The 11,974-nt window shown below is 34.7% G+C and carries 13 protein-coding genes; 12 read left to right on the top strand and 1 reads right to left on the bottom strand.

What is annotated here, in order from left to right:
- Positions 1 to 29 precede the first annotated feature (29 nt).
- The 5 genes from FDY99_RS07125 (at position 30) to FDY99_RS07145 (ending at position 6,187) form a co-directional block, all read left to right on the top strand.
- A complete protein-coding gene (locus FDY99_RS07125) occupies positions 30 to 1,805 on the top strand; it encodes an endonuclease (protein ID WP_139420313.1) in 1,776 nt (591 codons plus the stop codon).
- A gap of 63 nt (positions 1,806 to 1,868) precedes the next feature.
- A complete protein-coding gene (locus FDY99_RS07130; RefSeq protein ID WP_139420315.1) occupies positions 1,869 to 2,606 on the top strand; it encodes a shikimate dehydrogenase family protein in 738 nt (245 codons plus the stop codon).
- 75 nt (positions 2,607 to 2,681) lie between these two features.
- Positions 2,682 to 4,481 (top strand): DUF349 domain-containing protein, encoded by a 1,800-nt coding sequence (locus tag FDY99_RS07135; protein ID WP_139420317.1) that lies wholly within the window; start codon positions 2,682 to 2,684, stop codon positions 4,479 to 4,481.
- Positions 4,482 to 4,544: 63 nt separating this feature from the next.
- Positions 4,545 to 5,570 (top strand): bifunctional diaminohydroxyphosphoribosylaminopyrimidine deaminase/5-amino-6-(5-phosphoribosylamino)uracil reductase RibD, encoded by a 1,026-nt coding sequence (gene ribD, locus FDY99_RS07140; protein WP_139420319.1) that lies wholly within the window; start codon positions 4,545 to 4,547, stop codon positions 5,568 to 5,570.
- Positions 5,571 to 5,581: 11 nt separating this feature from the next.
- Entirely contained in the window at positions 5,582 to 6,187 is a 606-nt protein-coding gene (locus tag FDY99_RS07145) for a YigZ family protein (RefSeq protein WP_139420321.1), read from the top strand.
- A gap of 1 nt (position 6,188) precedes the next feature.
- Here the strand turns inward: FDY99_RS07145 and FDY99_RS07150 are convergent, their stop codons facing one another.
- Positions 6,189 to 6,878 carry a zinc metallopeptidase gene (locus tag FDY99_RS07150; protein ID WP_139420323.1) on the bottom strand — a complete coding sequence of 230 codons (690 nt, stop codon included), beginning with the start codon at positions 6,876 to 6,878 and terminating at the stop codon, positions 6,189 to 6,191.
- Between the two features lie 104 nt (positions 6,879 to 6,982).
- Between FDY99_RS07150 and FDY99_RS07155 the strand changes: the two genes are divergently transcribed.
- The 7 genes from FDY99_RS07155 (at position 6,983) to FDY99_RS07180 (ending at position 11,891) form a co-directional block, all read left to right on the top strand.
- Positions 6,983 to 8,107, top strand: a complete 1,125-nt coding sequence (locus FDY99_RS07155) for a GTP cyclohydrolase (RefSeq protein WP_139420325.1) — start codon at positions 6,983 to 6,985, stop codon at positions 8,105 to 8,107.
- A gap of 1 nt (position 8,108) precedes the next feature.
- A complete protein-coding gene (locus FDY99_RS23155) occupies positions 8,109 to 8,285 on the top strand; it encodes a hypothetical protein (RefSeq protein WP_167494294.1) in 177 nt (58 codons plus the stop codon).
- A gap of 120 nt (positions 8,286 to 8,405) precedes the next feature.
- Positions 8,406 to 8,777 carry an NADH-quinone oxidoreductase subunit A gene (locus FDY99_RS07160; protein ID WP_074231130.1) on the top strand — a complete coding sequence of 124 codons (372 nt, stop codon included), beginning with the start codon at positions 8,406 to 8,408 and terminating at the stop codon, positions 8,775 to 8,777.
- A gap of 108 nt (positions 8,778 to 8,885) precedes the next feature.
- Positions 8,886 to 9,446, top strand: coding sequence for an NADH-quinone oxidoreductase subunit B (locus tag FDY99_RS07165; RefSeq protein WP_074231131.1), 561 nt, complete (start codon positions 8,886 to 8,888; stop codon positions 9,444 to 9,446).
- Positions 9,447 to 9,457: 11 nt separating this feature from the next.
- On the top strand, positions 9,458 to 9,952 hold the full coding sequence (locus tag FDY99_RS07170; protein WP_139420327.1) for an NADH-quinone oxidoreductase subunit C: 495 nt from the start codon (positions 9,458 to 9,460) through the stop codon (positions 9,950 to 9,952).
- Positions 9,953 to 10,019: 67 nt separating this feature from the next.
- Positions 10,020 to 11,243: an NADH-quinone oxidoreductase subunit D gene (locus FDY99_RS07175; RefSeq protein WP_139420329.1), complete on the top strand. Its 1,224-nt coding sequence runs from the start codon at positions 10,020 to 10,022 to the stop codon at positions 11,241 to 11,243.
- Positions 11,244 to 11,381: 138 nt separating this feature from the next.
- Entirely contained in the window at positions 11,382 to 11,891 is a 510-nt protein-coding gene (locus FDY99_RS07180; protein WP_074231133.1) for an NADH-quinone oxidoreductase subunit NuoE family protein, read from the top strand.
- Positions 11,892 to 11,974: the final 83 nt, after the last annotated feature.

The following is an 11,974-nucleotide window of genomic DNA, read 5'->3' on the forward strand; positions in this document are numbered from 1 at the left end:
TTGTAAATTTGCCTCCCAATTTAGAAAAAATGAGACGAATTTTACATTCATTTTTGCTAACTCTGATCACTATCAGTGCTTTAGCTCAAGTTCCTGCGGGATATTACAACAATGCAACCGGTACAGGTGCAGCTTTAAAAACTCAATTAAAAAATATTATTTCGAATGGACACCAAGACCATGGTTATAATGGTCTTTGGACAGGTTACCAAACAACAGATAGGGATTACTACTATGAAAATGACGGTACTATTTTAGATATTTACTCTGAGAGACCCACTGTTGCAGACCCTTATAATTTCACTTATCAAACAGGTCAATGCGGTGGAAATAATGGTGGTGAAGGATTTTGCTATAACAGGGAACACATTGTCCCTCAAAGTTTATTCAATGAGGCTTCACCAATGAAAAATGACATTCATTTCATCAGAGCAACTGATGCCAAAGTAAATGGAATGAGATCAAATTATCCTTTTGGAACAGTAGGAACTGCTACATTTACTTCTTTAAACGGATCAAAACTAGGAAATTCAGTTTCAGCAGGATATGGCGGAACGGTTTTCGAACCTATTGATGAATTTAAAGGTGATGTTGCAAGAATGATTTTTTACTTTGTAACAAGATATGAAACTCAATTATCAGGATTCAGCACAGGTAATATGTTAGGAGGATCTGCATACCCAGGTTTACAAACTTGGGAACTTAACCAACTTTTAGCTTGGCACAATTTAGATCCAGTTTCTCCAGCAGAAATCGGAAGAAACAATGCTTCATATACTTATCAGGGAAACAGAAACCCTTATATTGACAATCCTAATTATGTAAATTTAGTTTGGGGAACACAAACTGTAGATAATCAAGCTCCGACAACTCCAACTAATTTAGTTGCAAATAACCCAACTGCAAGTACCGTAGCTTTAAGCTGGACTGCATCTACAGATAATGTAGGAGTTACAGGATACGATGTTTATGCTAATAATGTTTTAAAAGCTACCGTTACGGGAACTTCAACAACTGTTCAGGCTTTAGCTTCTTCAACAACCTACAATTTCCATGTAATTGCTAAAGATGCAGCCGGAAATTCATCTCCTCAAAGTAATACTGCTACAGAAACTACACTTGCAGGAACCGGCGGTGGTGGAACTTGTGGAACAGAGGATTTCTCAAACATCCCGGCATCTGCTTCAAGCTACGCAACAAGAACATGGACAAACAATAATATTACCTGGACAGCAACTGATGCTAGAACAGACCAAACATTAAACGGAAAAGCAATAACGCTAAGAAACGGAACATTAAGCAGCAGTACAATTGCAGGTGGAATTTCAAGTTTAACCGTGAAAACACAAGTTAAATTCGGCGATCCTTCAACTGCAAACGTATTGGTGAATGATGTAGTGGTAGGAACAATTGCTTACAACACAACAGCAACTACAACTACAATAAACTTAATTAATATTCCTGGAGATGTTATCATAAAAATAACCAACACTTCTACGAGCGGAGACAGATTTGCAATCGATGATTTAAGCTGGACTTGTGCAGCTTCTTTATCAACGGTTGAAAATTCAAAAGAAAAAGCATTCAGCATTTATCCAAACCCGGTTAAAAATCACGAATTATTTGTAAAAGGTGAAAACCTGAACAAAGTTTTGAAAGCTGAAATCTATGATCTTTCAGGAAAACTGATTAAGAATATTGCAAATCCTTTTAAAAATTCAAACAAAATCAATCTTCACGGATTAGCAAAAGGAGTGTACATCCTGAAAACAGACAACAACACTACAAAATTCATTTTAGACTAAGACAACAAATATTTTCAATACGAAGGACCGGTTTTTATCGGTCTTTTTTTTTATTTTTGATGTATGGATTCCAGCAACAAATTAGGACTGATCGGAAAAAACATCTCCTACTCTTTTTCAAAACAATATTTTGAAGATAAATTTAAAAAGAAAAAACTCAGCGATTTTTCATACGAAATTTTCGATTTACAGGAAATCAATGAAATTGAAGAACTGCTTTTAAAGTCTAACCTTTTAGGATTTAATGTAACGATTCCCTACAAAGAGAAAGTGATAGATTATCTGGATGAATTGAGTGATGAAGCCCAAAAAATAGGCGCTGTAAACTGTGTTTTAATTGAAGACGGAAAGAAAACCGGCTACAATACAGACGCTTTTGGTTTTGAAAAAACATTGGTTGCACACAAAAAAACACATCACGAATCGGCTTTGGTTTTAGGAAATGGTGGTGCTGCAAAAGCAGTGCAATATATTTTAGACAAACATCAGATTCCATATCAGACAATTTCCAGAAAATCAGAAATTAATTTTGAAAATTTAGATTCAGAGACAGTTTCAAAAAATAAGCTCATTATTCAGTGTACTCCGGTTGGAACTTTTCCGAATACAGAAGATTGCCTGAATTTTCCTTTTGAAGCTCTTACAAATCAACATTTGGTGATTGATCTGATTTACAATCCGGAATACAGCAAATTTATTATAAATGCTTCCAAAAACGGAGCAAAAACCGTCAATGGATATTATATGCTGGAACAACAGGCAGAAAAAGCTTGGGAAATTTGGTCGTTTAAAAAAAAATAACATAAATTAGTAACTTAATTGGCTTATATTAGCTCGCTTTAAGAAATTAACGCCATTATTCATAAAAGATTTGCTATGACAACAGAAAATAATCTTTCTGAAAACGAAGAACACAAAACGTCTACAGAACATCAGGAAACAGTCGAAAACATTCAGAATACTGAAGAAAACCATCACGAAGAAAATCATGATGGTTCTCACCACGATTCTATTGCCGATCTGTCTCTTGCTGATGCACTGAAAGAAATGGAAAAAATTATCAATTCTAATAATGCAGGTGAACGATACAGAGAGTTTAATGCATTAAAGGAAAAAGCAAATCATACGATTCATGACGAAATCGAAGATAAAAAGCATGAATATACAGATGCAGGAAATGCAATCGAAAATTTCAGCTACGAGCATCCTTCTCAATCTAAACTTTCAGGTCTGATTCATATTTTCAGAGAAAAACATGATAATTTTCAGAAAAATCAGGAAGAAGAGCAGAAAAAAAACTTAGATCAACGTCAAAGCATTATTGAAAGGCTTAAAAATCTTTACACTAATTCTGAACCTGGAGTCAATCTTTTCAAATCAATCAGAGAGATTAAAGAGGAATGGTCAAACGCTGGTCAGGTTGCAAAATCTGAATTTAAAATTTTAAATAACAATTATTTCCATCATTTGAATCAGTTTTATCAAATGTTGGATTTAAATAAAGAATTCCTTGAGCAGGAATACAGCCACAACTTAGAAAAAAGACAGCACATTATTGCAAGAGCAAAAGAGCTGGAAAACGAACCGGTTGTACAAAAAGCTTTAAACGAACTTCAATATCTTCACAAGCTTTGGAAAGAAGAAGCAGAACCTGTTTCTGAAGAATTCCGTGAAAAAACCTGGGAAGAGTTCAAAGAAATTTCAAATAAAATTCATGAGAGAAAAACCGAGCTTTCTGCAGCTATTGAAACAGAGCAGAACGCAAATCTTGAGAAGAAAAACGAAATCATCGCTGAAATTAAGAAACTTTCTGAGCCAAAAGACAATCCTAATCACACGTATTGGCAAAACTCAATCAAGCGAGTTGAAGAACTGCGTTCTGAATTTTTGAAAACAGGAAGTGTTCCGAGAAAATTGTCTAACAATAACTGGAATGATTTCAAAGCTACTTTAAGAGGTTTCAACACGACAAAAAACAATTACTATAAATCTCTGAAAGGTTCTCAACAGCAGAATCTTGATGAGAAACTGAAGCTGATTCAGACTGCAAAAGACAATATGCTTTCTGAAGATTGGGATCTTGCAGTGGCTTTATTCAAAAAACTTCAGGAAGACTGGAAGAAAATCGGTCACGTTCCGAAAAGTATGACCAATAAAATCTGGGATGAATTCCGTGATGCATGTAATACATTCTTTAATAATTACAGAGAAAAAAGCAGCGCTTCTACCGATAACTGGAAAGAAAACTACAAGCTTAAAAAAGATATTCTTGAAGAGTTGAAGACCATTTCAAACGACGAAGGAAGCATCGAAAAAATAGAAGCGATTAAAACATCTTGGAACAATATTGGAAAAGTTCCGAGAGATAAGATGGCAATCAACTCTGAGTTTAATAAAACTCTTAGAGAAAAGTTGAAGCTGAATAAGATTAATGAGCTTGAGCTGAAAGAAGAAGGTTTATCTGAAAACCAATTAACTGATAAAGCAAGAAAAATTAAGAGTCAAATCTCAGATCTTGAAGCTGAAATTGTTAAACTTGAAAATAACCTTTCATTCTTCAAAAATCCATCAAGAGAAAACCCTCTTTTACGAGATACTTACAATACGATTGATGACAAAAAAGCTCACCTTGAGACTTTAAAGCAGAATCTTCACAGTATCATCGCTGGAGAATAAATTAAAATTAAAGTAAAATCTATAGAGCGAAACAAAGAAATTTGTATTCGCTTTTTTTATCTTATGCAAGACGAATTTTACATCAGAAGATGCATTGAGCTCGCTCAGAAAGCCATCGGAAACACTTATCCAAATCCATTGGTAGGAAGTGTGATTGTTCACAACGGTAAAATAATTGGTGAAGGGTATCATCATAAAGCCGGTGAAAATCATGCGGAAATTAACGCTATCAATTCCGTTGAAGATAAAAGTCTGATTCCTGAATCTACGATTTATGTTTCTTTGGAACCTTGCGCCCATTTCGGAAAAACTCCGCCTTGTGCTCTGAAAATTGTTGAACTTGGCTTTAAAAAAGTTGTTATCGGAGCAATGGATTCCCACGATAAAGTCAACGGAAAAGGAAAGAAAATCATTCAGGATGCAGTAATTGCAGTTGTTTCCGGAGTTTTGGAAAAAGAATGCATTGAGATAAATAAAAGATTTTTTACCTATCACGAAAAGAGAAGACCTTTTATTATCTTGAAATGGGCAGAATCTGGCGACCGTTTTATGGATAAAGATTTCAAGCCTACCCAAATCAGCAACTCACTGACCAAACAATTTGTACATCAGCTAAGAAACAACGAGCATTCTATTCTGATTGGCACAATGACGGCTTTGAGAGACAACCCAAGTCTTACTACAAGAGAAATTGTAGGCAGAAACCCGATCAGGATTTTGATTGATATTGATTTAAAAGTTCCAACCGATTTTAATATTTACAGCAATGAAGCAGAAACTTTGGTTTTCAATTCTGTAAAAGAAGGTGAAGAAGGAAATATAAAATTCATCAAAACTTCAAGAGAAAGTTTCATTGAAAATATGTTGAAAAAATTACACGAACTTCAGATACAATCCATCATTGTGGAGGGCGGAAGTTTGGTTCTTCAACAGTTTATTGATGCAGGTTTATGGGATGAGACAATTGTTATTAAAAATAAAAATTTAGTATTAGAAAACGGAACGAAAGCTCCAAGATTTAGCGAAACTCCGATCGATACTCAGGATTTCCGAGATAATGTTATTGAATTTTATAAAAATTCTCACTAAGAAGCCGACCAATGCTGCACGAATACAAAACCATAGAAAAACCTGTAGAAAACACTTTGCTTAAAGAAAAAGGAAGCAAATTTATCGGTTTTGCTTTTCCGGTTAATAATGAAGCTGAACTTAAAAATGCTTTAGAGAAAATAAGAACAGAGCATCCGAAAGCTACGCATCATTGCTATGCTTTCAGAATAGGTTTAAATGGTGAGAATTATCGCGCAAATGACGATGGAGAACCATCCGGAAGCGCAGGCTTACCAATTTACAATCAACTCTTAGCCAACGAAATAACCAATGTTTTAGTGATAAGCGTCCGTTATTATGGAGGAACAAAACTAGGCGTTTCAGGTTTGGTAAAAGCTTATAAAGAATCGGCTAAAATTACTTTAGAAGAAGCCCAAATCATTACAAAAGAACTGGAAACTGAAATAGAAATTCAGTTTCAGTTTAATCAGCAGAATCTTATTTTCACTTTGCTCTCAAAATTTGATGCTAAAGTCTTGAATTTTGACGCCAATGAAAACTGTATTTTGACCGCTTCATTAAAAACGGCGCAAAAAGAAAACATCTCAGAAAAATTATCTGAGATGCAATATATTTCTTTTGAATTTAAAGATTAGATTAATCTCTTCGACCCCCCATTAAAAGAGAAGCAAAGTATATCAACTGTGCTAAAGATCCTAAAGCTGCCACCAAATAAGTTCGCGCGGCCCAGGTAAGACTGTCTTTAACACCTACAAATTCTTCTGCAGTCACTGTTCCTGTATCTTTCAGCCATTTCATAGCTCTGTTACTTGCGTCATACTCTACAGGAAGTGTTACAAATGCAAATAATGTAGTAAGAGCAAACATAATTACTCCGATTAACAGAACTAATTTATTGCCACTCATTGCCATAACAACGATCCCTCCCATCAATACAAATTGCATTAAGTTTGAACTTATGTTCACAACAGGAACCAATTTTGATCTCAATTGTAACATTGAATATCCTACAGCATGTTGTACAGCATGACCACATTCGTGAGCTGCAACAGCCGCCGCAGCTGCGTTTCTTTGCATATAAACTCCTTCTGAAAGATTCACCGTTTTATCCGCCGGATTATAATGATCCGTCAATTGCCCAGGAACTGAAATTACCTGAACATCATGAATATTGTTGTCTCTCAACATTTTTTCGGCAACTTCTTTACCCGACATTCCGTTTCTGAGATGTACGTTTGAATAATATTCGAATTTAGATTTTAATCTTGAGGAAACAAACCAGCTAATCAGCATCGCAAGTCCTATGATAAGATAATAACCTGTCATTTTATTTAAATTTAGTATATAATAATTCTTATAATTGATGTAAAAATTGTGCCAAAGTTTTAGGTTTTATTAATTATATTTGTGGTTCTATTTACCCGAAAACTATGTCAAAAGTTTCCATTCTTGAAGTAAAAACTCCTGAAGATTTAAAGCAATTTGTAAAATTCCCAATGAATTTATACAAAAACAATCCCTATTATGTTCCTTCATTTATAAAAGACGAAATTAATGTATGGAATCCTCAGGAAAACCCTGCCTTGCAATATTCTGAAGCAAAGCAGTTTTTAGCATGGATAGACAATAAAATAGTGGGAAGAATTGCCGTAATCATCAATCATAAAGAAGAAAAAGAACTGGGTATAAAAAAAGTCCGTTTCGGATGGATTGATTTTATTGATGACACAGAAGTTTCAAAAGCATTGATTGACACCGCTATAAATTACGCTAAAGAACATCAGATCGACAACATTGAAGGACCAATGGGTTTTACCAATCTCGACAAAGCAGGAATGCTGACTTTCGGATTTGAGAAAATCGCTACGATGATTGGAATTTACAATCATGAGTATTATCCGAAACATATTGAAAATCTCGGTCTTGTAAAAGAAAAAGAATGGGTAGAATTTGAAATGAATTTTCCCAAAGTACTTCCTCCAAAAGTAGAAAAATTCAGCTCACTGATTGCGGAAAAATATAACTTAAGAGTTTTAGACTTTCAAAGCAAAGAAGAGATTTTACCTTACGTAAAACCTATGTTTAAGCTACTTGACGAAACTTACAAACATCTTTCGACCTATACTCCTATTTCTGAAGAGCAAATTAAAACATACAAAGAGAAATTCTTCCCTATGATTGCCAAAAACTACGTAATCTGCGTAGTTGATGAGCATGATGAGTTGGTTTCTTTTGCCGTTACGATGCCTTCTTATTCTAAAGCTTTACAAAAATCTAAAGGAAAACTTTTTCCTTTCGGTTGGTGGCATTTTTTACAGGCTCAAAAGAAAAACGACCGCGCTAATTTTTACTTGATTGGAATTCATCCCGAATACCAAAGACGTGGTGTAACTGCTATTATTTTCAAAGAAATTTTCGTACGTTTCAACAATATGGGAATCGATTTCGCAGAAACCAATCCTGAGTTGGAAGAAAACAAAAGCGTGCAGGTTCTTTGGCAGGATTACAATCCGGTAAATCATAAAAGAAGAAGAACATATTCTTTAAAATTCTAATATGAAGCCACATCTTTTTATTTTCGGTTTTTTGATTGCAGGTTTTGCTGCTTATAATTTGTTTTTTGCATTACCCGATGACAAAATGAATACGCTTGTAAATATCGTTTATGCAAGTGTACTTTTTGGTTATATTTCATTTATGGCATTTACTGTACTTAGAAAACTGAAGAAATAGCACTATTTTTATTGATTCTAAATTATCGGTTTTCTCTATTTTCATCAGACTTTTAAGTTGATTAATTTCATGCTTTATTGTTTATTGCCTAAATTTGCAACTTGAGATAATAATGTAAAAATGAATTTACCTGAAAGTTATATTCCGATCCTTATACAAGCCGGTGTTGCCATAGGTTTTGTAGCCGTTTCTTTGCTTGGAGCTCATTTTCTGGGTCCAAAGCAGAAAAAAGGAAATTCTGTAAAAAACCAAAGCTGGGAATGTGGTGTACCTGTTGAAGGAAACGCAAGAACTCCATTCTCAATTAAGTATTTCTTAACTGCGGTATTGTTTGTATTATTCGATATCGAAATCGTATTTTTTTATCCGTACGCTGTAAACTTCAGAGAATTTGGTCTTGAAGGATTCTTTGCAGTTCTTACATTTGTTGCTATTTTCTTCCTTGCATTTTTTTATGTCTGGAAACGTGGCGCATTAGACTGGGATAAATAACGATAATTATAAATTTTAAATTACAAATTTTAGATATGAGATTTTTAATTAAAGTTAACATTAACAATAATTTAGAATCTAAAATTTAAAATCTAAAATCTACTAAAAATGTCAGATCAAAAACCAATTATAAGAACAGATGCACCAGCTCCGGAAGGATTTGAAGGAGAAGGGTTTTTCGCAACCAAATTGAGCAGTGTAATAGGGATGGCTAGAAAGTTTTCACTTTGGCCCTTACCTTTTGCTACTTCTTGTTGCGGTATCGAGTTCATGGCTACTCTAAACCCAACGTATGACGCATCAAGATTTGGTATGGAAAGAAACTCTTTCTCGCCAAGACAAGCAGATATGTTGATGGTTTGCGGAACTATTTCTAAAAAGTTAGGTCCCGTTTTGAAAGAAGTTTATACTCAAATGGCAGAACCGAAATGGGTAGTTGCTGTTGGAGCTTGTGCTTCAAGTGGAGGTATTTTTGATACGTATTCAGTTTTACAGGGAATTGATAAAATTATTCCGGTAGACGTTTACGTTCCTGGTTGTCCTCCAAGACCAGAACAGATTATTGAAGGTGTAATGCAGGTGCAGGCTTTAGCAGAAAGCGAAAGCATCAGAAGAAGAGATATGCCGGAATACCAAGCATTGCTTGATTCTTATAATATTAGCAATTAATTGATACGGAAATGACGAACGAATTTGTATTAGAAGCGATAACGAGAGAGTTTCCGGAATCTGTAATTTCCAGCTCAGAGCCTTATGGAATGCTGACTGTAGAAATTAAAAAAGAGGATATCAAAAAAATAATTCATTATCTTAAAGATTCATCATTGGAAATTAATTTCCTTACTGATGTTTGTGGAATCCATTACCCAGAATTTCCAGATAAAGAAATCGGAGTTGTTTATCACTTGCATAATATGATGACGAATTTCAGAATCCGTATAAAGGCTTTTATGTCAAGAGAGAATATTGAAGTAGATTCTTTAACAGAGCTTTATGCAGGAGCCAACTGGATGGAAAGAGAAACTTTTGATTTTTATGGAATTAAATTTAAAGGACATCCGGATTTAAGACCTATCCTGAATATGGAAGACCTTGGTTATCATCCAATGCTGAAAGAATACCGTCTTGAAGATGGTACAAGAACAGATAAGAACGACACCATGTTTGGTAGATAAAAATATAAATGATTAATGATGATTGATTAATAATCGATTATCGCCTATCAATTATCAATTATATATTATGAAAGACAACTCATTATCTAATATACTTAACCAGCACAATAGTAACGAACAAATCGACGGGCAATTATACACCCTGAATTTGGGACCTACTCACCCTGCAACGCACGGAATCTTCCAAAACGTTCTTACGATGGACGGTGAAAGAATTCTTCACGCAGAGCAGACCGTTGGTTATATCCACAGAGCTTTTGAAAAAATTTCTGAAAGAAGAAATTATGCTCAAATCACCACGCTTACAGACCGTATGAACTACTGTTCTGCACCAATCAACAATCTTGGATGGCACATGACTGTAGAAAAACTGATTGGTGTAAAAGTTCCGAAACGTGTAGATTATATGCGTGTTATTTTAATGGAATTGGCAAGAATCGGTGACCACTTAATCTGTAACGGAGTAACCGGAATGGATGCAGGTGCAATTACAGGTCTTACCTATATGTTCATCGAAAGAGAACGTATTTACGATATGTACGAGCAGATTTGTGGAGCTAGAATGACAACCAATATGGGAAGAATCGGAGGTTTTGAAAGAGATTTCACTCCAAAATTCCATGAGTTGCTGAAAGATTTCTTAAAAACATTCCCTGCAAGATTCCAGGAATTCTGTAATCTATTAGAGAGAAACAGAATCTTTATGGACAGAACCATCGGTGCAGGTGCAATTTCAGCAGAAAGAGCATTAAGCTATGGTTTCACAGGTCCAAATTTACGTGCAACAGGTGTAGATTACGATGTAAGAGTTGCGCAGCCTTATTCTTCTTATGAAGATTTCGATTTCATTATTCCTGTAGGAACTTCTGGTGACACTTACGACCGATTCATGGTTCGTCAGCAGGAAATCTGGGAATCTTTGAAAATAATCAACCAAGCGTACGACAATTTGCCGGAAGGTACTTTCCACGCAGATGTTCCAGAATTTTATCTTCCAGAAAAAGCTGACGTTTACAAAAAAATGGAAGCCTTGATTTACCATTTCAAAATCGTAATGGGAGAAACTGACGTACCAAAAGGTGAAGTTTATCACGCTGTAGAAGGTGGAAACGGAGAATTAGGATTCTATTTAGTTAGTGATGGCGGAAGAAGCCCTTACAGATTACACTTCAGAAGACCGTGTTTTATCTACTACCAAGCATATCCTGAAATGATTACAGGTTCTGTAATTTCAGATGCTATCGTTACGATGTGTAGTATGAATGTAATTGCGGGAGAATTAGACGCATAAAAGAAATTATAGATTTTGGATTATAAATTTTAAATTAATCTAAACTCTTTAAATATAAATTAATATCAAAATTGATAGGATTTTTAGAACTAAGATTTTCATCTAAAATCTAAAATCTAAAATCTAAAATCTTTAAATATGAGCGAAACAATAGCTTTTAAACCGGAAAGTTTACAGCAGGTACACAAAATCATGGCAAGATATCCTGAAGGAAGACAAAAGTCTGCCCTTCTTCCCGTTCTGCATTTAGCGCAGAAAGAATTTGGAGGATGGCTGGATGTTCCTGTAATGGATTATGTTGCTGAATTATTGAGTATTAAACCTATCGAAGTATACGAAGTAGCCACTTTTTATACCATGTTTAATATGAAGCCGGTGGGTAAATATGTTTTGGAAGTTTGCAGAACCGGACCTTGTATGGTTTGTGGAAGCGAAAAAATTCTTGACCATATCAGAACAAAATTGAACATAAAAGACGGACAAACTACTGAAGATGGAATGTTCACTTTAAAACCTGCTGAATGTCTTGGAGCTTGCGGATACGCACCAATGATGCAGTTAGGAAAATTTTATCACGAAAATTTAACGATAGAAAAAGTTGACGAAATCCTAGATCTTTGCAGAGAAGGACAAGTTGATTTGGGCTAATAGAAATTTTAAAATCTAAATTTTAGATTTTAAATTATTCACTTAACGTTTAATACTAATTAATGCAAAAAGCCAAAAGCTGA

This window comes from Chryseobacterium mulctrae (assembly GCF_006175945.1).
GTDB classification, from domain to species: domain Bacteria; phylum Bacteroidota; class Bacteroidia; order Flavobacteriales; family Weeksellaceae; genus Chryseobacterium; species Chryseobacterium mulctrae.